This is a genomic window from Merdimonas faecis (assembly GCF_001754075.1).
Classification (GTDB): domain Bacteria; phylum Bacillota; class Clostridia; order Lachnospirales; family Lachnospiraceae; genus Merdimonas; species Merdimonas faecis.
Genome location: NZ_MIEH01000025.1, coordinates 83,672 through 108,878 on the forward strand (window position 1 = coordinate 83,672; position 25,207 = coordinate 108,878).

The window sequence follows — 25,207 nt, forward strand, 5'->3', positions numbered from 1 at the left end:
CTGTATGTTTATAAATCATCAAATATAAAGGTTTCATTTTCATGATTTATTTTTACAATCTGTTCTTCATAAGGAGCGCCCTGCGGTGATGCAAGGAACCGGTCCGTGACAGAATAATCCTTCCAGAAATGCATGGGGAAAGCGTGGGAGGTCCGTGTGTTTTCCAGGATGTACAGCATCCCCTTATCATACCATTCTTCCTGCCTGGGGTCTAAAGGGAGGAAGGCGGCATAAAGATCCAGTCCCAAAAGAGGACGGGTATATTTTTTGAAGTTTGCAGTCATATTATTGTTATACTGTCTGGATTCTTCCTTCCATACCCACCAGTTCAGGTCTCCGGCGTGATAGACCCATTTCTCGTGAAAACGGATCAGAAATGCGACGCCGAAATCTGTGGAGCGCAGGGTATGTATCTGGAAAGTCTCAGAACCTGCCCGGAGCGTCAGAAGCTCATCCGGGCGCATGGTATAGAGATTTTCCGGAAGGAATTTTGGTTTCCGGTGGCGGATCACATCGTGAGATAAGATATAATGGGTGCCGGCAGGAGCCTGGAGCCTGAAGATTGCCGGGTTGAAATGATCCGCATGAAAATGAGATACAAATATGAACAGCGGCTTATCTTCCGGAATGTCCGGGAGCGTACCTTCATAATAGTCAAAGAGCCAGATGCATTCCGGCCATTCAATGAAGAAGCTGCTGTGGCCGACATAGGTTACTTTCATAATATAAACTCCTCGTACGGTTTGTATTTGAAAAAAGTATAGCGGCACTTTGAAAGGATTGTCAAGTTTATTCAGGCAAAGCTCATCTGGAACAGGAGGAAAATGATGTGTACCTGTATTACGTTTCGTGCAAATGAATTTTATTTTGGGAGAAATCTGGATCTGGACGTGTCTTTCGGGGAAAAGGTTGCCGTTACGCCGAGAAACTATCCTTTTCATTTCCGGTATCTTCCGGATCTTTCGGAGCACTACGCCATGATCGGGATGGCAAATGTAACAAAGAATTACCCTTTGTATGCAGAGGCGGCGAATGAAAAAGGAGTATGCATAGCCGGGCTGAACTTCCCTGGAAATGCATGCTATCAAGACTTTAAACATGGGAAAATAAACATAGCATCCTATGAATTGATCCCATGGCTGCTCGGAAAAAGCGAGAGTGCGGATGAGGCGGTCCAGATGCTGAGAGAGGTGAATATCACAGGAGATGCATTTACAGAACAGATGCCGCCTGCACCCCTGCACTGGATGCTGGCAGATCAAGCCAGCTGTTATGTGGTGGAGGCGGTGGAAGAAGGGGTAAAAATTTATCCCAATCCTATTGGCGTTCTGACCAACAATCCACCGTTTCCTTTTCACCTGGACTATATCCGGAATTTTCTGCATTTGTCACCGGAAACGCCAGAAAACCATTTTGCAAAGAGGCTGGAAAGCGCAGGCTTTCAGGGAAAATGGGGGCTTACTCCTTATGGAGAGGGAATGGGAGCCATCGGGCTTCCCGGAGATGTTTCGCCGGCTTCCCGGTTCGTGAGGGCTTGTTTCCTGAAGTGGAACTCCGTGTGCGGCGAAGATGCAGAGGCGGAAATCTCTCAGTTTTTTCATATCCTGGACGGTGTCAGTATGGTGCGGGGATCCGTACAGACGGAGGAGGGAAAATATGAGACCACTATTTATACCTGTTGTATCCGGCCCCGGGAAGGGATATACTATTATAAGACATATGATGATTCGCAGATCTGCGGAGTGGATCTGTTTCAGGAGGATATAAACGGGAGAACTCTGTCTGTTTATGAAGTGAAAAGACGGCAGCAGGTGATCTGGCAGAATGGAGGAAATAAGAGGAATGAAGGATAAAAGCTATCTGTTTGAGGCGGCGGTTACAGAGCTTACTATGAACGTATTGGATTCCGGAGAGGGATTCCTGGCAGGCGAGGGGGAATATCCGCTGCCGGGAAGGCTTGCGGTGCTGGCAGAAGGCTTTGCACAGGAGATGGATCTTGAACAGGTGAACGAAAGATTGAAAGAGGAGGGCTTTGAAAGCCTTTATGCAAGGAGCCTTTATGAGGCGGGGCTGATCTATGCCTTCAGCCATGGCCTGTCCTATGAAGAATGGAAGAAGCTGTACCATGATTATATGGAGCGTTATCGTGGAAAGATTGATCCATCGAAGCAGATATTTCCAGGCGGAAAGATTACATTAAAACAGCTGGAGGCTTATGTCAGGGACAATTCATCTTCTGATGGCATGGAAACAAAGATGCTGACCCGTTTCATGGAGACAGGGATCGTTGAGAGCAAAAATGATGAAGATTTTTACCGGTTCATGGATCAGAACGTAGAAAATTTTTCGGCAGTGAGGGAAAAGGCACGGTATTATTTCTGCAAATATCTGGATCTTTACATACGGCAGAAATGTGAAAATTATTATGAAAGCTGTGAGACATCCGAGCGGATGCTCCGCCAGTATGGCAGTGCATTGGATAAAGATGAGCGGGGCTATCTGGAGCGGCTGGCTCTTGAGGAGTTAAATTTTCTGAAGCCGCTGACAGCGCTGAAAAGGGACGCGCAGAAAAGCAAGGGACGGATGAGCCTGGAAGAAAAAAAAGAACTTCTGGAAAATACAGCTCTGACGCCAGGCGGAATCTTTGATGAGTTTAACTATTTTTACTTTGGGTATGTGTCGGTAGACTGGCTGGAGCTGGTGTTTGAACTGTACGGCCCGGTAGAAGACTGGCCGGAGAACCTGAAGATCCGTATCGCTCATTCTCTGGGATACTGTACGAGAAATCCAGGCGAGAATGAGAAGAAGGAAGCGTTAAAAAAGCTGCGCGGGAAGGAAGAAGAAGAGGCCAGAAAGGAAGAGGAACGGAACCAGGAATATGAAAGAGATGAAAAAAAGGCGGCGAAGCTCTACCAGAGAGGGAGGTCCGGGGAGGACTTTTTCCGGGAATTTATTACCGGAAAACGGGATATCAACCGGGAGACTCTGATCACATTTTTGCTGTTTGTGAAAATGAAGATTACCCTGGATGATGATAACAAAATTACGCTGATGCGGATGAACCGGATCCTGGAGAACTGCGGATTCGGACAGCTGAATCCAGGAGTGGGATTTGACCGGTTTGTCATAGAATTTCTCCGCAGTAAGGATCCCTTTGCCGTGCTGGAAGAGCATGTGGACCGGCAGGTGACCAGAGGACAGAATTTTTATCTGTATAAAGTATACCGGGATGCATACTGTCACCAGGAGGAACTGGCGGAGTACCTGGGGAGGAAGTAATCCATGGAGACAAAGCGTTGTATCTTCTGTATGCAGGAAATGCCGACAGAAGAAAAGAAATGTCCGGCTTGCGGGAAGGGGCCCTGGCAGTATCAGTGGAAGCCGGGATGGATCCAGCCGTATGCCATACTTTATGACCGTTACCTGATAGGCGCGGCGTTGGGAGAAGGGGCCTTTGGCGTCACTTACCTTGCATGGGATGAAAAGGCCGGAGAAAAGGCGGCTATAAAGGCCTATAAGAAAGAAACGCCGGGCAGGGAAGCGGAATTTTTTGAAGCAGCCGGAGAAATTCCGGGGCTGGTAAAGAAAAAAGAGGTTTTCAGAGAAGATGGACGTGAGTATCTGGCGCTGGAATATCTGGAGGGCGGAAGCCTGAAGGAATATCTGAAAAACCATCGCACGATACCGGCGAGTGAGGCAAAAGATCTTTTGCTTCCGGCGATGAAGGCGGCGGCAGGCTTACATAGCAAAGGGATCGTTCACTGTGATATCAGTCCGGACAATCTGTTGTTTGCGGCAGACGGAAAGCTTTCTCTTATCGACCTTGGAGCAGCGGCCAGGAAAGGCGGAGTGCGTACAGAAAAAGAATTAAAGCCCGGATATGCGCCGATGGAGCTTTATCAGGAAAAAGAAAAGATTGGACCATGGACGGATATCTATGCGTTTTGTGCCGTGTGGTATGAGATGGTGACTGGACGGAAGGCGCCGGCTGCGCCGGACCGGATGAAAAAGGATACGCTAAAGCCGCCGTCAGAGTATGTCCGTGTGCCGGCGGGAATGGAAGAAGTGTTCCTCAGGGGATTGTCTTTGGAGATCCAGAGACGGTATTTCAGTATGGGGAATTTGCTGGCGGCGCTGGGAGATCCAGAGAGAGAGAAGGATGAAGAAGACCGTAGGATCTGGGGAGAGCTCTGGATTCAGATTACCACAGAAGTGGAGAGAGGCAGTGCCAGAGAGGAGAAAAGGAGCAGAGTATGGCGCTGGGTAAAACGTGCATCAGTCATGCTGCTGGTGCTCCTGGGAGTCGCAGGAGCAGGTGCGGGAGGCCTGTGGATCTATGGCAGGACACATCCGGAGCAGGTGCTGGCGTACCGGTTAAAGCAGGACCGCGCAGAGATGCTGACCAGTGAGTGGAAGACCGTAGAAATGAAGGGCAGCAAAGAGTATGAAGAGGCGATTGCTTACCTGGAGGAACACGCTTATGAGGTAAGTGAGTATGAGAATGGGACAAAGGACTACAACCTTCTGCAGCCGGCCATGGAAGACTGGGAGTACAGCGAGGACCCAGGAGAATGTTTTGCGGTAAAAAAGGATACTGCGGCGATGGCGGTGGAGACTTATCTTGGAGAATATGAAGAGAAGGAGTCCAGCTTTTATGGGGCGGTATACGTTTCCACGCTCCCTTCTTATCCCATATCAACCACGGCACAGCAGACAGATACATACCGGTATGGTGACAGGAGTGCAGAGATTTGTTTTGACGAGAAGACCGGGTGGGTGAATGAAATTTCTCTGCGTATCGAGAAGGGAGAAATTGAGAAGCTGCTTCCGAAATTTCTGTATGTCCTGGCTCCTGAGACGGCGCTCTCTGACGAAGAGATCCAGGAACTGTTGGCATATCTCAAGAAAGAGGAAGATTCGGTATACATTGAACTGAATGCTAATTGTTATCTCAGCCTGTATTTGTCGGAGGAAAATGTGGTATTGATGGATATCAGATCCAGATAGGAGGCACACATGGCGGTTCGGAATCTGAGGGAAGGAACAGTTTTAAAAAGTAAATACAGAATCGGACAGGTGCTTGGATTCGGAGGATTTGGCATCACTTATCTGGCGAGAAATCTGAAACTGTCGCAGACTGTGGTGATCAAGGAATATTTTCCCATGGATCTGGCATACCGGGATGCAGAAAAGGGAGAGGTAAGCCTGACACTGCCCAGAGAGAAAAATGACAGGAAGGTTTATCAGAAAGGAAAGAAAGATTTCCTTTCTGAGGCACGGAGAATGTCTGCCCTGTCAGAAGTGCCGTCGGTAGTAAAGGTGCTGGACTGGTTCGAAGAAAACGAGACAGCGTATCTGGTGATGGAGCATGTCAGGGGAATGGGACTGGACCGGTATCTGGAGCGTCTGGATGAGCCACTTTCCTTTCAGGAGGCCTGGAAGCTGATGCTCCCGGTATTGGATGGACTGGAAAAAGTACATGAAAAGGGGATTATTCACCGGGATTTTAACCCGTCGAATCTGATGATGCAGGAAAACGGGACTCTTAAAATGATTGATTTTGGGGCGGCCAGGGGGTACCTGGATACGGAAAAAACGATGACTGTGCTGGTAAAGCGAGGGTATGCACCGCCGGAGCAGTATTTAAGACATGGCCCCCAGGGGCCCTGGACGGATCTCTATGCCGTCTGTGCGACCCTATACGAAATGGTGACGGGAGTGCGTCCGCAGCCATCCATAGAACGGATGCAGAAAGACCAGCTTTATCTTCCGTCTGCCTATGGCGCCGAGATCACGCCGGAGGAAGAAAAAGTCCTTTGCAGAGGTCTGGAGCTGACGCCGATCCACCGATTCCGATCCGTAAAGGAATTGAAAGAGGCCTTTTTGGAGGAGGAACCGAAGGGAGAAAAAAAGGGAAAGAAGAAAATGATGATCATCATAGCCGCGGCGGTCATTGTCTGTATTGCAGCAGCCGGAGGCATTTGGCAGTACAGGATTGCGAAAGAAGAAGCAGTTCTTAAAAGTTATGCCGGCAATTATGGGAAAGAGACGGAAAAGTATCAGGAATTTCTGACGTTTGTGAAAGACAATGCTGTCGCGGAAGAAGAGACAGAACCAAATGAGTTTTTTCCGGAACAGGGAACATCCATGGTATATACTCTTCCGACAGAAGCAGTGGAGGAATGGGGAGAACCCTGCAACCAGTTCCGTCTGCACGAAACCAGGGACGGACTTCTGGAATGGCTTGAGAAGAACGGGCAGGAACTGGAGCTTCAAAATGAGAAGGATACCAATACAGTAACAGTGGAAAAATATGGTGCTGTTCTGACGAAGTTCGTGCGGGAAAGCAGATATCAGAATCCAAACGGGCAGGTACTGATCCTTCAAAGCGACGTGGTTGATCAGGAACTGTTTTCTGTTATGGCAGCCGGAGATGGAGAGAATGAAGAAGAGACCGAGGCATTGGCGCGGTCAGTGGCGTCCTATCTGACAAGAAAGGAAGAAGAGCCGGAACTTTTTGAGGAATGGACGCGGGGAAATTCCTGCTACAATATTGGAAAAAGAGAGACCGAAGACGGGCTGAAGGGATATGAGTTTTATCCGCATGATGTCGGCGGATATACGAAAGGCCCTTATTACTGGCCTTTGAGGGTAGAAGAATGAGTCGAGAACGATGTGTTTTTTGTATGGAAGAAATAGAAGAAGGAGCAGTCTGTCCTGCCTGCCGCAAGGGTATTTGGGAATATGACTGGAAAGAGGAGTGGCTGGAACCCTATACCATATTGAAAGAAAAGTATCTGGTGGGCGCCGTAAGCATGGCGGGGACAGATTTTGTCCGTTATATCGGGTATGATTTGATACTGGAGCAGAAAGTGTGGCTGCGTGTATATTCAAAAGACGCCTGGAAGGAAAAGGGGGAAAAAGAGGCAAGGCTCCTGTTTGGAAAATTCGATCTCCCCGGGATCCCCGGCGTCAGAGACTATTATGAATCGGAAGAAAGCGGTTATATGGTCACAGAGTATCTGACCGGACAGACGATGAGAACCTACTGTAAAAAGAATGCCAGGATGTCGCAGACAAGGGCAGAGTCTTTATGGCTTTCTCTTTTGGAGGGACTGGAACAGATTCATGCGCTGGGGCTGATTGCAGGGAATCTTTCGCCGGATACGCTGGTGGTAACCGAAGAAGGCAATCTGGCGGCTCCAGGGGCGCCGGCTCTGGAAGGGGAGAGGTCGCGTTACCTTGCTCCGGAGCAGACAGAAAAGGAAGGGGTCACGGGTCCCTGGAGTGATGTATATGCTGTATGTGCCATGTGGTATGAGATGTTGACAGGACGTCCGGTGCCGGAAACAGAGGAACGGGAGAAGACCGGCAGGCTGAAAAAGCCGTCCCGGTATATTAAGATATCGGCAAATGTAGAAGAGGCCCTGCTGCAAGGTCTTGCCATGGAACCGCAGCGGAGGTTTTTCAGTATCCAGAACATGAAAGAAAGCATGGGACTTTCTGAGACTTCGGAGGACGAATGGATGGGAGTGACCCGTCATATCTGGGGAGATGCGTGGCTTGAAACTGCCAGGAGTTCTGGCGTGTCCGGAAAGAAAAGACGCAGAAGATATCTGTTGAAAAGACTGGCGGCAGCGGCTGTGATCCTGGCAGCGGTATGTGGGATTACTGCGGGAGGATTCTGGATCTATCGGGAGACACACCGGGAAGAGGTGATCCTGTGGCAGGTGAAAAGAGACAGAAATGAGTATGAAGACAGGACTAAAGAAGCAGTACTGACCAGGGAATCTAGCGGATATGATAAGGTTCTTACTTTCCTGGAAACTTACGGAGAACGGGATGATGTGTCTAGCGAAGACAGTCAGGACTATTATGATCTGAAAGAAGAAGATATGGAGCACTGTCCGGAGTTTTATGGGACAGAAAATGGGTTTTATCTGGATGTGCATACAGCGATGGAGGCATTGCAGTATTATATGGACCTGGAAGGGAAAACAGATCTTTCGGCAGAATACTGGAGCGGAGCCGGTTCTGTGACGAAGGACAGTGAAAAAGAGATCACCACATATCTGTCAAAGAAGGAAGAATACTATACAAGAAAGACGGGAGAAGAGGTAAGAGTGAGCTATGATCCTTCTGACGGTCAGCTGCAGAATATTTCTTTCCAGGGATCCAGAGAACGCTGTACCAGATTTCTGGAAAAAATGATACCTGTTCTTCTTTCCGAAACCTATCTGACGAAAGAGGAAGCAGAAGGGATGGTAAACCTGGATTTTCAGGAGAATGAGGGAGACGTGTTTGGAAAGATGTACAGCCTGACGCTTCCCGGTGGATATGAAATCTTACTTTCCCTGCCGACAGAAGTGATATCTTCAGCTCAGAGGGAGAATACCCGGCAGAATAATCAGGATCTCTTAAAAGTGGAAATTTCCGGCAGAAGCAGAGATATGAGGGCTCTGGAAGAGGGTGTGACCTATGCAGGAAATTATCCCAGAGACAGTAAGCGCTGTCAGGAGTTTCTTACATTTGTGAAAGAACATGCATCCTCTGTGGAGGAAACCAGGGATGAAGAGATGTCCTTGTTAGGAAGCCGGCAGGAGACTGTCTACAAATTAGAGGAAGAAGCCGTGGAAGAATGGGGAGAACCCTGCAATTTTGTCCGTTTCGTGACAGATAAGGATACTTTTGTAAGCCAGATGAAAGAACGGGGATATGATCTGAAGCTTCTGGAGACAGAGGACAATAATCAAGTGGAAGTAAATGGGTATGGAGGAATCCTTACATCGTTTGTTCATAAAGAGCGCTATCAGGTTTCAGAAGGAGTTTTTCTAACTGTGAACTCGGACACAGTCAATCACCAGATGCTTGGAGTCATGGTCTACCGTGAGAAGGGAAGCAGCGCTTCTCTGAAAGAACTGGCATTAAGCGTGACGGCATTTATACAGGGGGAAGAAGAGAAAGAATTTTCAGACACGATGGAAATGCTGGATGAGGTTGAGGCCGATATTGAGCGTGCAAAAAATAATACATTTATCATAAGCGGTGACGCTACCTTAATGTTCTCTGACAGTGAAGACTCTGATTACGAGATTACGATTGTGTCACAGAATGTCTATGAAAGTAATCCATATTGGCCGTAATTACGTGACTGGGGACGGGGGATTTTTAAAAATCCCCCGTCCCCAGTCACGTAATAGTTTACAATGTATATTCAAATGTGTCGTCTTTGGTAAAGGTATGGCTGATGCCATAGCTGCTGATCTCTACGAGTGAATCGTTCATGACGTCGTACTGAAAGTTTGCAAAAACTGTGGAGGCAGGGTCTGTGGTGTTGTGGAAGGACAGGTATCCGTTTTCGTAAGCTACGTCCAGGTACCCATCCCATTTGCCCCACTCGGTGTAGGTGTTGGCGAAGCCGATGCCGTTTTCATTGCCGGGAGAAAACCAGCTGTAGTGTCCGTAAAAGTTTCCGTTGTCTTCCCAGATTTTCAGGACGGTCGGATATTCCGGATCTGTGTTGTCTACCCAGGTGCCTACCATGTCTTCGTAGTACAGAGGGCTTTCGATATATACGTAGGAAGAAGACATGACCTGTACGTCTCCGCTTTCGGAAATCCGCTGGTTTTCTTCGAACCGTTCTTTTGCATCCTCCTGGCGGCGGGAAAGATCTTCTCTATAAAGAGCGTCTAAGTTCTGTTTCTCGATCTCGGACAGGCAGGTCGGATCATAGCTTTCTGTCGGCTGGTACCAGCCGGTTCCTTCAAAATATTCTTTCATGTCTTCGGAATAGACTTCTTTTCCATGTCTGGCGGTGATTTCATAGCGCGCCGCCCGAAGTTCCCAGTCGGATAATTTCTCGATTTTCTTTTCTGAGATCACTTTTGTGTCGCTGGAAGCAAGAATTTCGTTTCCTTTTGCGAATGTGGTGACCGGAGTCATAGCTGCGAGTGCTGTTACAAATAATAATCCTTTTACAAATCTTTTTTTCATAATAATTTCCTCCTTGATATCCGGCGCTGCCGGTGTTTGTTTTTCTTGATGATTTTATGATAAACCACAGTTTTGCAAATTTGTGTTTCGGGTCCCGGACACAGATTTTTTTATTTGTGATTTAGAATGAAATCACAGATGAACACGGGGACATCATTTTATAAGGAGGAAAAAGAGATGAAGAAGAAAGCAACGGAAATGGTTTGTATCTTAGACAGAAGCGGATCTATGTATAAAAAAAGAAAGGATACCATCGGAAGCTTTAATCAGATGCTGGAGAAGCAAAAAAGGGAGCCTGGGGAGGCGTACATTACGACAGCACTTTTCAGTGATCAGTGTGATGTCCTCTATAGCCATACGCCGATCCGGGAAACAGAAGAACTGACAGAACAGGATTATTATATAGGAGGAAACACAGCGCTGTTTGACGCCATCGGAAAAGTGTTTCACCAGACAGACAGTCTCCTGGAAGGGAGAGAAGGCGATTATGAGGAGAAGGTGCTGGTTTTCATTATTACAGACGGGATGGAAAATGCCAGTGTGCAGTATGGCAGGCAGCAGATCAAAAAGCTGATCGAAGAAAAGCAGAAGAAGGGATGGGTGATCCTGTTCTTTGGAACGGATATGGAGATGATAAAGCTGGCAGAGGATACCGGGATCCGAAAAGAGAATACGACCTGTTATCCGGACACGGCAGAAGGAATCAGGGAAAGCTTTTTAATGGCCGGAAGCTGCTTTTCCAGTCTTCGCAGAAGCTGAAAAACAAATTTGCAAAACCGGGATGTATCATAAAATCATCAAGAACAACAAAGCAACCAAAACAGAAAATCAAACAAGGAAAATCAGAAAATAAAACCAGGAGGAAATGATTATGTTAAAGAGAGAAATGGTAAAAAGAGGATGGAAAGCAATGGGAATGAAGATGGGGATTGCGGCAGCGGCCGTGATCATTGGACTTGCCGCGGCGCCGGGAACCGCAGAGGCTAAGATGGAAAACGGAAGCTTCGTATCGATCGCAGGCGGAGCTGTAGACAGTATCACAGTGAACGGCGTGACAGTTGAAGCGCTGTATGCACCTTATGGCTCGGGAACAGATACAGACACGACTTATTCCTGTGCGGCTTTTGTAAAACGGTTTTACAGCCAGGTATACGGACGGGACGTGTATAACTTAAATACGACGACATCTACTCCGCTGATCGATCAGGGAAGTTTCAGCAAGACAAACAGCCCGAAGGTGGGAGATATTCTCCGGGATGACAAGAGCGTACACTGGGCCATCGTAAAAGAAGTAAACGGCGATACCATAACCGTGATCCAGCAGAACGCCTGGAATGGTGCGTATGATAAAGCATGGGTGGGGGCTACTGTTGACGTGGATGACTCCAGATATACTTTCTTCCGCTGGAGCGGCAATGAAGGAGAAAACTCTCAGACAGATACAACTCACGATTTCTCATTCAACTATCACAGCCTGGAGCGGTATGATACCAATGCGGTGATCCATACGAAAGTCAACAATCCGGAAAAGCTTCATGTACAGACAGTGGGATGTTATATCTATGATGGAAACGGTAATCTGATCAAAAGGCATGAAGAAAGCTGTTCCAGAGACGAGAAAAGATTCAACATCTGGTATGATTTTAATGGAGAGCTGGGCGTGACTCTGACACCGGGAACGGAATACTCTTATCAGTTCTATGTAATCTATGACGGAACCGAATACCAGGGCGCTAAGGAGTCCTTTACAACAACCGGTACGGCTCCGGCGGCTGAGACAGATGATACAGATCTTATGAGTAAGGACTGCGGACCGGCTCCGTCTCTGGAATACGGGAAAGAAGGATGGATGTCCTTACAGGAACTGGCAAGATCCAGCGAGCAGGTTTTATATGACAGGATGTGGGAGCCGGAGAAGGAAGACGGAAATAAAAAATACTACGCGCCGGAGCGCTGTGGAGCGTTCAGTACAATGGCGCCGGTAATGGCCAGGCTGGGAGAGGACGGCGTGGAGACAATTACCTGGAAATATACCTATCCGGACGGCTCTTACGAGGCAGAAAGCAAAGCGTTTTATGAAGGCGCAAAAGAGGCGGCAGATGCAGTCTTTGGTGTATCCGGAGCAGGGGTATGCAAGGACAAAAATAATATGACTGCCACATGGGACGGCATCGGGGAGCTTCAGTGGAACCTGGAAGACGGCATTCCGACGATCACGATCACAGTAGAGTAGATGGGATTACAGAACAAAAATATAGTAAACGGACAGAACAAGATGAAAACGGGATCTCCATGACGGGGATCCCGTTTTCATAAATTTTTATAAAAATTCAAACGGGTCTCCAAAAAAGAGGACAAAGTGTGTTATACTATTGAACGTATATAAGCATTTGACAATAAAAATCAAAAGAAGGTAGAATTTATGAGTGAGATACAGTTTAAGCGTCCGGAGCTTGTGGACAGGGAGATCATTACCCATTATTTTGACCATCACACCAGCAGAAGCTGCGAACGGACATTTGCCAATGTGTACCTGTGGTCCCGGCAGTATCCGGTGACCTGGGCCATCGTAGAGGATGCACTGGTGTTCAAGAGTGAGGATGAGACTCATCTGTCTTATGCATATCCGGCAGGCGAACCTGAACATGTAAAAAAGGCACTGGAAGTGTTGATGGAGTACAGTAAAGAAAAGGGATTTCCGTTTTCCTTATACAACGTGACGCCGGACCATTTTGAGACGCTGGAGGCGTGGTATCCGGGGCGGTTTGAGATCGAGTATAACCGGGACATTGCGGACTATGTGTATGAGACAGAAAAGCTGGCGACCCTGTCCGGCAAGAAGCTTCATGGAAAAAGAAATCATATTAATAAGTTTAAAAGTATGTATGAAGATCGGTGGAGCTACGAAAAGCTGTCAAAAGAGAATATTGAAGACTGCTTTCAGATGGCATTGAAGTGGCGGAATGAAAACGGCTGTGAAGATGACCCGGAAAAACGGGGAGAGATCTGTGTGACATTAAATTCACTACGGTTGTTCGAGGAACTGAAGCTGACCGGCGGAGTCCTCAGGATCGACGGAGATGTGGTGGCCTTTACTCTGGGAGAGCCGGTATGTTCCGATACTTTTGTAGTGCATATTGAAAAGGCGTTTGCAGAGGTGCAGGGTGCCTATCCGATGATCAACCAGCAGTTTGTGGAACACGAGTGTATGGACTACCAGTATATCAACCGGGAGGAAGATACCGGAGCAGAAGGGCTCCGGAAGGCAAAGCTTTCCTACCGCCCTGTATTTATGGTAGAAAAGGGAAGGGTCACAGAAAAGGAAGCATAAAAGAAGCATAAAAATAAAGAAACTAGCATCAGGAAAAGGAGAGAGGACACATGATAGCAGAAAAGATGAAAAATATGGTGGCAAACAGTTCGGCGATCCGGGCAATGTTTGAGGAAGGGAACCGCATGGCAGAGCTTTACGGAGCGGAAAATGTCTATGATTTCAGCCTTGGAAACCCGAATGTGCCGGCACCGGAGGCCGTGAAAAACGCCATCATTGAGCTGGTAAGCGAGAGCGACCCGGTAGTGTTGCACGGTTACACTAACAGCAACAGCGGTTATGCAGATGTCCGGGAGACGGTTGCGACGTCGCTGAATGAGAGATTCGGGACGAAATTTTCCGGAAATAATATTGTGATGACGGTAGGGGCAGCCGGCGGGCTGAACGTGATCCTGAAATCACTGATCAATCCGGGGGATGAAGTGATTGCTTTTGCACCTTATTTTGGAGAATACCGTTCTTACACCAATAACTATGACGGCGTGCTGGTGGAAATCTCTCCGAATACAGAAAACTTTCAGCCAAAGCTTGATGAATTTGAGCAGAAGATCACGTCCAGGACCAAGGCGGTGATCGTCAATACTCCAAATAATCCGACAGGAGTCGTTTATTCTGAGGAGACGATCCGGAAAATGGCAGCCATCATGGAGGCGAAGCAGAAAGAGTACGGAACAGACATTTATCTGATCTCTGACGAGCCTTATCGTGAGCTGGTATACGATGGGGCAGAGGTTCCTTATCTGACTAAATATTATGCAAACACGATTGTAGGATATTCTTACAGTAAGTCTCTGTCCCTTCCGGGAGAAAGAATCGGCTATCTGGTAATCCCGGACGAAGTGACAGACAGTGAGGATATTAAGTCTGCCGCCAATGTGGCTACCAGAATCCTGGGATTTGTCAATGCGCCTACTCTGCAGCAAAAGCTGGTTGCAAAATGTATCAATGAGAAGACAGATTTGTCCTTTTATAACCGGAACAGGGAAGCGCTTTATGATGGATTAAGAGAATGTGGCTTTGAGTGTATCAAGCCGGAAGGAGCTTTCTATCTGTTTGTGAAGTCTCCGGTGGAAGATGAGAAACAGTTCTGTGCGGATGCGAAAGAACTCCACATCCTGATGGTGCCGGGAAGCTCCTTTGCCTGCCCGGGATATGTGCGTCTGGCATACTGTGTTTCTTACGAGACCATCATGAATTCACTGCCGAAGTTTAAGGAACTGGCAAAAAAATATTTTTAGATAAGGAAAGACCGATGAAGGCATTTGAGAAAAATATTCGAAAAGTAGAGCCCTATGTGCCGGGCGAGCAGCCGCAGGAGCGGGTGATCAAGCTGAACACCAATGAAAATCCTTACCCGCCGGCTCCGGGCGTGACAAAAGCGTTGGAAGAGATGGATGCCGGAAATTTAAGATTATATCCGGATCCGACGGCAGAAGTATTGGTAAATGCATTGGCGGATTTTTACCATGTGAATCCGGACCAGGTATTTGTGGGGGTAGGGTCTGACGATGTATTGTCCATGTGTTTTCTGACATTTTTTAATTCTGAGAAACCCATTTATTTCCCGGATGTTACTTACTCTTTTTATAAAGTATGGGCGGATCTTTACCGGATTCCTTATGAATGTCAGGCGCTGGATGAAAACTTCCGTATTGTAAAAGAAGATTATTACCCGGAAAACGGGGGCGTTATTTTTCCCAATCCCAATGCTCCGACAGGAATCTATCTGGAGCTTGATCAGGTGGAAGATATCATTGCCCATAATCAGGATGTGATCGTGATCGTGGATGAGGCCTATGTAGACTTTGCCGGCCGTTCAGCGATGGAACTGATCGACCGGTATGACAATCTGATCGTAGTGCAGACCTTTTCCAAGGCTCGTTCCATGGCGGGGATGAGGGTAGGGTATGCCATCAGCAATCCCGCATTGATCAAATATCTGAATGATGCAAAATATTCCTTTAATTCCTACACGATGAATCAGACCTCGCTGGTCTGCGGAGCCAGGGCAGTGGAGGACCGCGTGTATTTTGAAGAGGGAATCCGGAAAATCATAGAGACCAGAGAGTGGGCTAAAAAGGAGCTTGCGGACCTTGGATTTGAGTTTACGGACTCTAAAGCAAATTTCATCTTTGCGAAGCATCCAAAGTATGAAGCGAAAGATTTGTTTGAGTTTCTAAAGACACAAAAAATATATGTCAGATTCTGGGGGAGCCGCAGGATTGAGCAGTATTTAAGAATCACGGTAGGTACCAGGGAAGAGATGGAAGCATTATTTGCGGCTGTCAGAAAATACATAGAGGAGCAAAGCTAAGGCTTGTTTTCAATTCCTGCCGGATGTGATAGAATGATGCTAAGAGCAAAAGGCCATATGACTTGAGCCTATGCATAATTAAGTGTAAAACACGGATAAGGAGAGTTGAGTATGGAAAAACTATATGATGTAACGGCAATGGGCGAAATGTTGATTGACTTTACTTTGAATGGACAAAGTGACCAGGGCAATAACCTGTTTGAGGCATGTCCGGGTGGTGCGCCCTGCAACGTGCTGGCGATGCTGAATAAGCTGGGAAGAAAGACGGCATTTATCGGGAAAGTAGGAGAGGACCAGTTCGGAAGACTTTTAAGAGATACCATTGACGAGCTTGGGATTGAAACGAAGGGACTTCTCCTGGATCAGGAAATCCATACGACTCTGGCCTTCGTACATACATTTCCGGATGGAGACCGGGAGTTTTCCTTTTACCGGAAGCCGGGAGCGGACATGATGCTTTCAGAGTCTGAAGTAGATTACGATCTGATCTGCCAGTCCAGGGTGTTCCACTTCGGAACCCTGTCCATGACGGATGAACCGGTGAGAAGTGCAACGAAAAAGGCACTGGAGGCAGCAAAGGATGCCGGATGCCTGATCACCTTTGACCCGAACCTCCGCCCGCCGCTCTGGGACAGCTTAGACCATGCCAAAGAAATGATGGAGTATGGATTCCAGTATTGTGATATGCTGAAAATTTCTGATAACGAGATCCAGTTCGTGACCGGAAAGGAAGATTACGACGAGGGTATCAGGATCCTTCAGGAGAAATATCAGATCCCGCTGATTTTCCTGACCATGGGAAAAGACGGAAGCAGAGCTTACTATAAAGATCTGCGGGTAGAAAAGAAGGGATTTACCGTAAAGGCTATCGAGACCACAGGAGCAGGGGATACCTTCTGCGGATGTGCGATCCATGGCCTTCTGACTCACGGGATGGACGGCATGAATGAGGAAGTGCTGGGAGATATCCTGACTTACGCCAACGCTGGCGCAGCCCTGATCACTATGAAGAAGGGGGCGATCCGCTCCATGCCGGATCCGGAAAATATTACAAAAATGATCGAGGAAGCTTAAATATATGAGACTACGCAGGATACTTGCCGTCTGGGCGGCAAAACTGGCAGAAAAAATCAGCGTGCACATCTTCCACCGCCAGGGAGTGACCTGGGCGGGGAAGATCGCACTGCGACTGGATCCTTCGATCCTGAAGACACTGGCGTCCCAGGTGAAGAAGGATATCTTTATCGTATGCGGGACCAATGGAAAGACGACCACCAATAATATGCTGTGCGCCGCTCTGGAAGCAGAAGGGTACAAGGTGGTCTGCAACCACACCGGCTCCAATATGCTAAACGGTGTGGCGGCGGCTTTTGCCCTTGCGGCAGGACTTTCCGGAAACCTAAAGGCAGACTATGCCTGTATCGAGATTGACGAGGCGTCTACCCGCAGGGTATTCCCGCATTTCAAACCAGATTATATGGTGCTGACCAATCTGTTCCGGGATCAGCTGGACCGGTACGGAGAGATCGACATCACCATGAATATTTTGAAAGAAGTCATGAAAAGCGCGCCGAAGATGAAAGTGATCGTCAACGGAGACGACGCATTGTCCGCATTTCTTGCGATGGACAGTGGCAATCCGTATGCGACCTACGGCATCAGCAAAAAGGTGACAGACGACAGCAAATCCAATGAGATCCGGGAGGGGCGTTTCTGTAAAAAATGCGGAGCTCTTCTCCATTATAATTTCTATCATTATAGTCAGCTTGGAGACTATGCCTGCACAAACTGCGATTTCAAACGTCCGGAGCTTGACTTTGATGCCGGAGACGTGGAGGTGGGCGAGACACTTTCCTTTACTGTAGAAGGGAAACGGATCCATGCAAACTATAAGGGATTTTACAACGTGTATAACATCTTGGCGGCCTATGCAGCCCTCAGGACCGGGGGAATCGAACCTGTGCATTTTAACCAGATGCTTTCCCGGTTCCATCCGGAGAACGGGCGGATGGAGCAGTTCCAGATTGACGGCACAAAGATCATGCTGAATCTGGCGAAGAATCCGGCAGGATTTAACCAGAACATTTCTGCAGTGATGCAGGATCAGACGGAAAAGGATATCATCATTGTGATCAATGATAATGCACAGGACGGGATTGACGTGTCCTGGCTGTGGGACGTAGATTTTGACCGGTTCCATGAGGACAATATCCACTCGATCACGGTCAGCGGAATCCGCTGTCAGGATATGCGCCTGCGGATGAAATATGTGAATATTCCTTCGCTTCTGGAGGCGGACGTGGAGACCGCGATCCGTAAAAGGATAGCGGACGGCTGCGGCAACCTGTATGTGCTGGTAAATTATACTGCATTGTTCAGCACCAGAAATGTATTAAAGAGACTGGAGGGGAACGGATAATGGAAGAGACAAAAAAGAAGATCACCATCGGGCACCTTTATCCGGACCTTCTGAACCTTTACGGAGACCGTGGGAATATTGCCTGTATGATGCAGAGATGCCTGTGGCGGGGAATCGGGGCAGAAACTATAGAGTTCAACACGGGGGACGCCATTGATTTTTCAAAACTGGACATCGTGCTTCTGGGAGGCGGCTCCGACCGGGAACAGGCGATCGTATGTAAAAATCTGCTGGAAATCCAGAAAGATTTTAAAGATTATGTAGAAGATCACGGAGTGGTGATTGCTGTGTGCGGCGGATACCAGCTCCTTGGAAAATATTATAAAACGGACGAGGGTATGATAGAAGGGCTTCATCTGGTCGATATGTATACCGAGCAGGGCGAGGGGCGTCTTATCGATAATATCGTGCTGAAGAGCAGTCTGACAGATATGCCGGTGGTAGGATTTGAAAACCATGGCGGAAGGACTTATATTGGCGACAATGAACCGTTTGGAGAAGTACTATACGGACACGGAAATGATGGGACAAGCGGGTATGAAGGTGTGGTCTATAAGAACGTGATCGGCACCTATCTGCACGGCCCTCTGCTGCCAAAGAACCCGGAAGTCTGCGATTGGCTGATCAGAAGGGCGCTGGAGAGAAAGTACGGAGAGGCAGAGCTTGCACCTCTCGATGACAGCCAGGAGAAAGAGGCAAATCAGTATATATACCGGAGATTTGTAAAGGAATAGGAGACAGGAAGGAATGCGGCAGGAACGGTTTAAAATGGAACGAGAAGGGCTGGTAGAAGAAGGACAGGAAGTGGAGATCAGCGAAAGGAGTGCCGTGACCGGACAGTATACCTATCTGGTAGAGCCATCTGTGGCAATGTCCGGCATCTACCGGACCAGCGAGAGGATCAAATCCAGAAAAGGTGTGATCCGCCGGATCGAGCGGACAGAAAAAGGGTTTTATCTGATCGTGGAGGTGGAAGAATAGCTTTTGGGTCAGATAGTTTTCCTTCGTTGACACCTCCGGGGAAAGACTATATAATTAATAAGAAAGAAGACATGACCTCCGAAAGGATAATAATATATGATGATTGCAAAAAATGATGAAGCTATGCGAAGCAGGATCTGGAAGATCTCCACGATGGTATCTTCCGTACTGATTGTGATCATAGCTATATTTCTTTTAACAAAGCTGTTCACAACAAATCCGCTGGAAGGCAGCTGGGTCAATGAGGATGGAAGCCTGGAGCTTAAGGTCCAAAGCGGCGGCGAGCTTACAGCCGTGCTTCCGGAATTTGCAGAAGGCGGCCAGGTAGAAGTTCCCATGAGCTATACCATTGATAAAGGGGAAAAGACCATTTCAATCCTGGATAATGAGGAAGAAATGCAGAAGATCGCAGATGGGTCAGACGGTTTATATACAGCAGAGATGCTGGAAAATGCAGTCAGTTCTGTGACTACATCCTTTGATTACAGTATAGATCAGGATGAATTGACACTGACCGAGCGGGAATACGGAGAACAGATCGTATTTACGAAAAAATAGAAAAAAGGATTTTATACCCCGCACGAAAGCTGCGGGGTTTTTGAGCGATAAGCGGGGGAAGAGAAGCTTCCCTGCACGAACGTAGAGAGGAGAGGTGAGCGATGATTACGAGAAATGAGACAAAAAAGATAAGGATTGGAGACCGGACCATCGGCGGAGGAAGTCCGGTAGCGATCCAGTCTATGACCAATACTAGGACGGAGGATGTGGAGGCGACCGTAGCGCAGATCCAGAAGCTTGAGCAGGCCGGATGTGAGATCATCCGCTGCGCCGTACCTACCATGGAAGCGGCAGAGGCTTTTGCCAAGATCAAGAAGCAGATCCATATTCCGCTGGTGGCGGATATTCATTTCGATTACAGGCTCGCCATTGCGGCGATTGAGAACGGGGCAGACAAGATCCGTATCAATCCTGGCAATATCGGTGGCGCAGAAAGGGTCCGTGCCGTTGTGGAGAAGGCAAAGGAAGCTCATGTGCCGATCCGGGTGGGCGTCAACAGCGGGTCTCTGGAGAAGCACCTGGTAGAAAAATACGGCGGCGTTACGGCAGAAGGCCTGGTAAAAAGCGCCATGGAAAAAGTACACATGATCGAGGATATGGGATATGACCAGCTGGTGGTCAGCATCAAATCTTCGGATGTGCTGATGTGTGTGCGGGCTCATGAACTGATCGCAGAGCAGTGTCCCTATCCGCTGCATGTGGGAATCACGGAATCAGGAACCCTGCTTGCAGGAAATATCAAGTCTTCTATCGGGCTGGGACTGATTCTCCATCAGGGGATCGGTGACACCATCCGTGTGTCCCTGACCGGAGATCCGGCAGAGGAGATCAAGTCTGCAAAGCTGATCCTGAAAACACTGGGGCTTAGGAAGGGCGGTATCGAGGTAGTATCCTGTCCGACCTGCGGAAGGACCAAGATCGACCTGATCGGTCTGGCAAATCAGGTAGAAGCCATGGTGGCAGATATCCCGCTGGATCTGAAAGTCGCCGTCATGGGCTGCGTGGTCAACGGGCCAGGTGAAGCCAAAGAGGCGGATATCGGGATTGCCGGTGGCATTGGTGAAGGTCTTCTGATTAAAAAAGGGGAAATCGTAAAAAAGGTAAAGGAAGAAGAATTGTTAGAGACATTGAGACAGGAGCTGCTGCACTGGAATGAGTAAACCGTTTTTTGAAGTATTTCCAACTCTAAAATTAAATGATGACCTGTGGTTGCTCTTTGAAGCTGCTAAAGTAACCAAGGTAGTGACTAATTCGAACCGGGACTATATCAGGGTCCATCTGAAAAGCCGCCATCTGATCCAGAAGGAGCACATTTATCAGGTGGAGCAGTGCCTGAAAGATCAGCTGTTTGCAAGGAGCCGGATTCAGGTAAAGATTCTGGAGCAGTATGAGCTTTCCGAGCAGTACACGCCGGAGAACCTGATGCGGGAATATTATGACAGCCTTCTTTTAGAGTTAAACGAACGCAGCGTGGTAGAACGGAATATGCTGCAAAACGGCGAGTACAGCTTTGAGGACGGCAATATCCTGCTCCTTAAGATGACAGACACCATTGTGGCGCAGGGAAAGAGGGATTCGCTGACCCAGTATCTGACCGGAGTATTCGAAGACCGCTTTCATCGTCCCATTGAAGTACGGGTGGTGTTTGAAGAACCTAAGGACAGTAAGCTGAAATATAACGAAGAGAAGCTTCGGATGGAAGTGGACGCCATCCGCCAGCAGAGAAAAGCCATCCGGGAAGAAAAAGAACAAAAGCGTCAGGAAAACCAGAAGGAAAAAGAGAAAAAACCGGAAAACAGGAGCTTCTTCAGTGCCAGGCGAAGGCAGCCGGCAGATGCGAGTCTGATCTACGGACGGGACTTTGACGACGAACCTATCGAGCTGTCCCAGGTGGTTACCGAGATGGGAGAGATTACCATCCACGGTAAGGTGATCAGTTTTGACACCCGGGAGATCCGGAATGAGAAGACGATCGTTATGTATGCGGTCACTGATTTTACAGATACCATTATGGTCAAGATGTTTGTACGAAATGATCAGCTTCCGGATATCCTGGCAGAGATCAAGCCGGGGGCATTTTTAAAGATCAAAGGCGTGACAGCGATCGATAAGTACGACCGTGAGCTGACCATCGCTTCCGTGACCGGGATCCGTAAGATCAGTGATTTCACCCAGTCAAGGCAGGACACGGCGCCGGAGAAAAGGGTGGAGCTGCACTGCCATACGAAAATGAGCGATATGGACGGTGTGTCCGAGGTAAAGGATCTGGTAAAACGGGCCCATGACTGGGGACATAAGGCGATTGCCATCACAGACCACGGAGTGGCGCAGGCTTTTCCGGATGCGAATCATTACATAGAAACATTGGATAAGGATGATCCATTTAAGGTCATCTACGGTGTGGAAGGTTATCTGGTGGATGATCTGACAGACGTTGCGGTGAACGAAAAGGGACAGTCTCTTGATGGCACGTATGTGGTGTTTGACCTGGAGACCACGGGATTCAGCCCTATCCGGGACAAAATCATAGAAATCGGGGCCGTGAAGGTGGAGAATGGAAAGATCACAGATAAGTTCAGCACCTTTGTCAATCCAGGAGTGCCAATCCCGTTTGAGATTACAAGGCTTACCAGCATCACGGATCAGATGGTCATGGATTCTCCGGGGATCGAGACCGTGCTCCCGCAGTTTCTGGAGTTTGTGGGAGATGCCGTGCTGGTGGCCCACAATGCGTCCTTTGACGTGGGATTTATTGAACAGAACATGCGGTACCAGAATCTGATGCCGGACTTTACTTCTGTAGATACGGTGGCCCTGGCCCGGATGCTTTTGCCTACCCTATCTAAATTTAAGCTGAATGTGGTGGCAAATGCGCTGAACATTTCCCTGGAAAATCACCACCGGGCAGTGGACGATGCCGGGGCTACGGCGGAGATTTTCGTAAAATTTGTGGAAATGCTGCATGATAGAGGGATTTATGACCTGACGAAACTGAACCATTTAGGAAGCCAGAATGAAAACGTGATCAAGAAGCTTCCTACATACCATGTGATCATCCTGGCCTGCAATGAGGTGGGACGGGTGAATCTGTATACACTGATCTCCAAGTCTCATCTGGAATATTATGCCAGGAGGCCAAGGATCCCGAAAAGTGTGCTTTCCAAATACCGGGAAGGCCTGCTGGTGGGAAGCGCCTGTGAGGCGGGAGAGCTTTACCAGGCATTGTTAAATGAGAAGTCAGACGCCAGGATCGCAAAGATCGTCAGCTTCTATGATTATCTGGAGATTCAGCCGGTAGGGAATAACCAGTTTATGATCGAAAGCGACCGGGTCAGCAACGTAAATTCGGTGGAGGACATCCGGAATCTGAACCGCCGGATCGTAAAGCTTGGCGAGCAGTTTGGAAAGCCCGTGGTGGCTACCTGCGACGTGCATTTTATGGATCCGGAGGACGAGGTCTACCGGCGGATCATTATGGCAGGAAAAGGTTTTTCAGACGCCGATGAACAGGCTCCTTTGTATCTGCATACCACGGATGAGATGCTGGAGGAATTTGAATATCTGGGATCTGCGAAAGCGCGGGAGATCGTCATCGAGAATCCGAATAAGATCGCGGATATGATCGAGAAGATCACGCCCATCCGGCCGGATAAGTGTCCGCCGGTGATCCCGGATTCAGACAAGCAGCTAAGGGAGATCTGTTACAATAAGGCTCATTCCATGTACGGGGACCCGCTGCCGGAAGTGGTCACAGAACGTCTGGAGAGGGAGCTTAATTCCATTATTTCCAACGGGTTTGCGGTCATGTATATCATCGCTCAGAAGCTGGTGTGGAAGTCCAATGAGGACGGATACCTGGTAGGTTCCCGTGGATCGGTAGGATCGTCTTTTGTAGCTACCATGGCGGGAATCACGGAGGTTAATCCCTTAAGCCCGCATTACTACTGTAAAAAATGTCATTACAGCGACTTTGATTCAGAAGAGGTGAGAGCCTATGCCGGCGGCTGCGGCTGGGATATGCCGGATAAGAAATGCCCTGTCTGCGGCGAACCGCTTACGAAGGACGGATTTGACATCCCGTTCGAAACCTTCCTGGGATTCAAAGGGAATAAGGAGCCGGATATTGACCTGAACTTCTCTGGAGATTACCAGAGTAACGCACATAAATACACGGAGGTCATCTTCGGAGCCGGACAGACCTATCGAGCCGGGACCATTGCTACCCTGGCAGATAAAACCGCATTCGGATATGTAAAGAATTATTATGAAGAGCGGGGACAGGGAAAACGAAACTGCGAGATCGACCGGATCGTTCAGGGGTGTACAGGAATCCGCAGGAGTACCGGACAGCATCCGGGCGGAATCATCGTTCTGCCACTGGGAGAAGAGATCAACTCCTTTACCCCGGTGCAGCATCCGGCCAACGATACGACGACGGATATCGTGACCACCCATTTTGATTATCATTCGATTGACCACAACCTTCTGAAGCTGGATATTCTGGGACACGATGATCCGACCATGATCAAGACGCTGGAGGAGTATATCAGCTCTCCGGCTATGGACAATGAATATAATGAGACAGACAACCGTTTTGAAGCGACCAAGATCCCGCTTGATGACCAGGGAGTTATGTCTTTGTTCCATGACACCTCAGCACTTGGCATCAAGCCGGACGACATTGGCGGCTGCCCGGTAGGGTGTCTTGGTATCCCGGAGTTTGGAACAGACTTCGTTATCCAGATGGTGGTAGATACCAAACCAAAGACACTTTCGGATCTGATCCGTATTTCCGGTCTTTCGCATGGAACGGACGTATGGCTGAATAACGCACAGGAGCTGATCCGGAGCGGAAAGGCTACCATTTCCACGGCTATCTGTACCCGTGACGATATTATGACATATCTTATCAACCAGGGGCTTGACAGTGAGGAATCCTTTACCATCATGGAGCGTGTGCGTAAGGGAGCCGTGGCAAAAGGGAAGTGTAAGGAGTGGCCGGAGTTTAAGAAGGATATGGCGGAGCATGGCGTGCCGGACTGGTATATCTGGTCCTGTGAGAAGATCAAGTACATGTTCCCTAAGGCCCATGCGGCGGCCTATGTCATGATGGCTTACCGGATCGCTTACTGTAAGATCAATTATCCGCTGGCTTATTATGGAGCCTATTTCGGGATCCGTGCCGATGCATTCTCTTATGAGATCATGTGTCAGGGGAAAGAGGTCCTGCAGAAGTATATTGATGATTATAACAAACGGTCTAATTCCCTGAGTAAGAAGGAACAGGACACTATGAAGGATATGCATATCGTACAGGAGATGTATGCCAGAGGCTATGAATTTATGCCAATCGATATCTACCGGGCGAAGGCGACCAAGTTCCAGATCATTGACGGGAAGCTGATGCCGCCCTTTGTCAGCATCGACGGCATGGGTGAAAAGGCGGCCGAGGCGGTGGAAGAAGCGGCAAAGGACGGACCATATCTGTCCAGAGACGACTTCCGCCAGCGGACCAAGGCCAGCAAGACAGTGATCGATTATATGGGAGATCTGGGGCTTCTGGGTGATCTGCCGGAGTCCAACCAGCTGTCACTGTTTGATCTGTAGGGGA

At 48.4% G+C, this 25,207-nt stretch carries 19 protein-coding genes; 17 read left to right on the plus strand and 2 right to left on the minus strand.

The genetic code is table 11. The features are described from left to right. Nucleotides 1-8: 8 nt before the first annotated feature. Nucleotides 9-722 (minus strand): MBL fold metallo-hydrolase, encoded by a 714-nt coding sequence (locus tag BKD12_RS13990; RefSeq protein WP_070089964.1) that lies wholly within the window; start codon nucleotides 720-722, stop codon nucleotides 9-11. A gap of 105 nt (nucleotides 723-827) precedes the next feature. On the opposite strand from BKD12_RS13990, the gene bsh reads away from it, so the two are divergent. The 5 genes from bsh to BKD12_RS14015 are packed head-to-tail and all read left to right on the plus strand — an operon-like array spanning nucleotide 828 to nucleotide 9,143. After that, nucleotides 828-1,853 carry a choloylglycine hydrolase gene (gene bsh, locus BKD12_RS13995; RefSeq protein WP_070089965.1) on the plus strand — a complete coding sequence of 342 codons (1,026 nt, stop codon included), beginning with the start codon at nucleotides 828-830 and terminating at the stop codon, nucleotides 1,851-1,853. Further along, on the plus strand, nucleotides 1,825-3,279 hold the full coding sequence (locus BKD12_RS14000) for a hypothetical protein (protein WP_141736954.1): 1,455 nt from the start codon (nucleotides 1,825-1,827) through the stop codon (nucleotides 3,277-3,279). The genes bsh and BKD12_RS14000 overlap by 29 nt, the downstream gene beginning before the upstream one ends. A gap of 3 nt (nucleotides 3,280-3,282) precedes the next feature. After that, nucleotides 3,283-5,007, plus strand: a complete 1,725-nt coding sequence (locus BKD12_RS14005; protein WP_070089967.1) for a serine/threonine protein kinase — start codon at nucleotides 3,283-3,285, stop codon at nucleotides 5,005-5,007. A 9-nt stretch (nucleotides 5,008-5,016) separates the two neighbouring features. Then, nucleotides 5,017-6,663 carry a serine/threonine protein kinase gene (locus BKD12_RS14010; RefSeq protein WP_070089968.1) on the plus strand — a complete coding sequence of 549 codons (1,647 nt, stop codon included), beginning with the start codon at nucleotides 5,017-5,019 and terminating at the stop codon, nucleotides 6,661-6,663. Between the two features lie 23 nt (nucleotides 6,664-6,686). Further along, a complete protein-coding gene (locus tag BKD12_RS14015) occupies nucleotides 6,687-9,143 on the plus strand; it encodes a serine/threonine protein kinase (RefSeq protein WP_070089969.1) in 2,457 nt (818 codons plus the stop codon). Between the two features lie 58 nt (nucleotides 9,144-9,201). Here BKD12_RS14015 and BKD12_RS14020 read toward each other — a convergent pair whose 3' ends face one another. Further along, a complete protein-coding gene (locus tag BKD12_RS14020; RefSeq protein ID WP_070089970.1) occupies nucleotides 9,202-9,993 on the minus strand; it encodes a YARHG domain-containing protein in 792 nt (263 codons plus the stop codon). 177 nt (nucleotides 9,994-10,170) lie between these two features. Between BKD12_RS14020 and BKD12_RS14025 the strand changes: the two genes are divergently transcribed. The 12 genes from BKD12_RS14025 to BKD12_RS14080 all read left to right on the plus strand — a co-directional run bounded on the left by BKD12_RS14025 (nucleotide 10,171) and on the right by BKD12_RS14080 (nucleotide 25,203). After that, a complete protein-coding gene (locus BKD12_RS14025; RefSeq protein WP_070089971.1) occupies nucleotides 10,171-10,752 on the plus strand; it encodes a vWA domain-containing protein in 582 nt (193 codons plus the stop codon). Between the two features lie 112 nt (nucleotides 10,753-10,864). Beyond that, a complete protein-coding gene (locus BKD12_RS14030; protein WP_070089972.1) occupies nucleotides 10,865-12,226 on the plus strand; it encodes a CHAP domain-containing protein in 1,362 nt (453 codons plus the stop codon). Between the two features lie 189 nt (nucleotides 12,227-12,415). After that, nucleotides 12,416-13,324, plus strand: a complete 909-nt coding sequence (locus BKD12_RS14035) for a DUF2156 domain-containing protein (protein WP_070089973.1) — start codon at nucleotides 12,416-12,418, stop codon at nucleotides 13,322-13,324. Between the two features lie 50 nt (nucleotides 13,325-13,374). Continuing rightward, on the plus strand, nucleotides 13,375-14,562 hold the full coding sequence (locus BKD12_RS14040; RefSeq protein WP_070089974.1) for a pyridoxal phosphate-dependent aminotransferase: 1,188 nt from the start codon (nucleotides 13,375-13,377) through the stop codon (nucleotides 14,560-14,562). Nucleotides 14,563-14,576: 14 nt separating this feature from the next. After that, the gene (hisC, locus tag BKD12_RS14045) at nucleotides 14,577-15,638 is read left to right on the plus strand and encodes a histidinol-phosphate transaminase (protein ID WP_070089975.1); all 1,062 of its coding nucleotides are present in this window, start codon (nucleotides 14,577-14,579) and stop codon (nucleotides 15,636-15,638) included. Nucleotides 15,639-15,749: 111 nt separating this feature from the next. Next, nucleotides 15,750-16,712 (plus strand): carbohydrate kinase family protein, encoded by a 963-nt coding sequence (locus BKD12_RS14050; protein WP_070089976.1) that lies wholly within the window; start codon nucleotides 15,750-15,752, stop codon nucleotides 16,710-16,712. Between the two features lie 4 nt (nucleotides 16,713-16,716). Continuing rightward, the gene (locus BKD12_RS14055; protein WP_070089977.1) at nucleotides 16,717-18,057 is read left to right on the plus strand and encodes a MurT ligase domain-containing protein; all 1,341 of its coding nucleotides are present in this window, start codon (nucleotides 16,717-16,719) and stop codon (nucleotides 18,055-18,057) included. Beyond that, nucleotides 18,057-18,791, plus strand: coding sequence for a type 1 glutamine amidotransferase (locus tag BKD12_RS14060; protein WP_070089978.1), 735 nt, complete (start codon nucleotides 18,057-18,059; stop codon nucleotides 18,789-18,791). Before BKD12_RS14055 ends, BKD12_RS14060 begins: the two co-directional genes overlap by 1 nt. A 13-nt stretch (nucleotides 18,792-18,804) precedes the next feature. Continuing rightward, nucleotides 18,805-19,038 (plus strand): hypothetical protein, encoded by a 234-nt coding sequence (locus tag BKD12_RS14065; RefSeq protein ID WP_070089979.1) that lies wholly within the window; start codon nucleotides 18,805-18,807, stop codon nucleotides 19,036-19,038. A 96-nt stretch (nucleotides 19,039-19,134) separates the two neighbouring features. Further along, complete coding sequence (locus tag BKD12_RS14070) at nucleotides 19,135-19,596, plus strand: hypothetical protein (protein WP_070089980.1); 462 nt, start codon at nucleotides 19,135-19,137, stop codon at nucleotides 19,594-19,596. A gap of 104 nt (nucleotides 19,597-19,700) precedes the next feature. Continuing rightward, the gene (ispG, locus tag BKD12_RS14075) at nucleotides 19,701-20,756 is read left to right on the plus strand and encodes a flavodoxin-dependent (E)-4-hydroxy-3-methylbut-2-enyl-diphosphate synthase (RefSeq protein WP_070090075.1); all 1,056 of its coding nucleotides are present in this window, start codon (nucleotides 19,701-19,703) and stop codon (nucleotides 20,754-20,756) included. After that, complete coding sequence (locus BKD12_RS14080; RefSeq protein WP_070089981.1) at nucleotides 20,749-25,203, plus strand: PolC-type DNA polymerase III; 4,455 nt, start codon at nucleotides 20,749-20,751, stop codon at nucleotides 25,201-25,203. Before ispG ends, BKD12_RS14080 begins: the two co-directional genes overlap by 8 nt. Nucleotides 25,204-25,207: the final 4 nt, after the last annotated feature.

Bases quoted from the DNA above. Each gene is read 5' to 3' on its own strand.
- BKD12_RS13990 (WP_070089964.1), bottom strand. From the start codon at position 722: ATGAAAGTAACCTATGTCGGCCACAGCAGCTTCTTCATTGAATGGCCG.
- bsh (WP_070089965.1), top strand. From the start codon at position 828: ATGTGTACCTGTATTACGTTTCGTGCAAATGAATTTTATTTTGGGAGA.
- BKD12_RS14000 (WP_141736954.1), top strand. From the start codon at position 1,825: ATGGAGGAAATAAGAGGAATGAAGGATAAAAGCTATCTGTTTGAGGCG.
- BKD12_RS14005 (WP_070089967.1), top strand. From the start codon at position 3,283: ATGGAGACAAAGCGTTGTATCTTCTGTATGCAGGAAATGCCGACAGAA.
- BKD12_RS14010 (WP_070089968.1), top strand. From the start codon at position 5,017: ATGGCGGTTCGGAATCTGAGGGAAGGAACAGTTTTAAAAAGTAAATAC.
- BKD12_RS14015 (WP_070089969.1), top strand. From the start codon at position 6,687: ATGGAAGAAATAGAAGAAGGAGCAGTCTGTCCTGCCTGCCGCAAGGGT.
- BKD12_RS14020 (WP_070089970.1), bottom strand. From the start codon at position 9,993: ATGAAAAAAAGATTTGTAAAAGGATTATTATTTGTAACAGCACTCGCA.
- BKD12_RS14025 (WP_070089971.1), top strand. From the start codon at position 10,171: ATGAAGAAGAAAGCAACGGAAATGGTTTGTATCTTAGACAGAAGCGGA.
- BKD12_RS14030 (WP_070089972.1), top strand. From the start codon at position 10,865: ATGTTAAAGAGAGAAATGGTAAAAAGAGGATGGAAAGCAATGGGAATG.
- BKD12_RS14035 (WP_070089973.1), top strand. From the start codon at position 12,416: ATGAGTGAGATACAGTTTAAGCGTCCGGAGCTTGTGGACAGGGAGATC.
- BKD12_RS14040 (WP_070089974.1), top strand. From the start codon at position 13,375: ATGATAGCAGAAAAGATGAAAAATATGGTGGCAAACAGTTCGGCGATC.
- hisC (WP_070089975.1), top strand. From the start codon at position 14,577: ATGAAGGCATTTGAGAAAAATATTCGAAAAGTAGAGCCCTATGTGCCG.
- BKD12_RS14050 (WP_070089976.1), top strand. From the start codon at position 15,750: ATGGAAAAACTATATGATGTAACGGCAATGGGCGAAATGTTGATTGAC.
- BKD12_RS14055 (WP_070089977.1), top strand. From the start codon at position 16,717: ATGAGACTACGCAGGATACTTGCCGTCTGGGCGGCAAAACTGGCAGAA.
- BKD12_RS14060 (WP_070089978.1), top strand. From the start codon at position 18,057: ATGGAAGAGACAAAAAAGAAGATCACCATCGGGCACCTTTATCCGGAC.
- BKD12_RS14065 (WP_070089979.1), top strand. From the start codon at position 18,805: ATGCGGCAGGAACGGTTTAAAATGGAACGAGAAGGGCTGGTAGAAGAA.
- BKD12_RS14070 (WP_070089980.1), top strand. From the start codon at position 19,135: ATGATGATTGCAAAAAATGATGAAGCTATGCGAAGCAGGATCTGGAAG.
- BKD12_RS14080 (WP_070089981.1), top strand. From the start codon at position 20,749: ATGAGTAAACCGTTTTTTGAAGTATTTCCAACTCTAAAATTAAATGAT.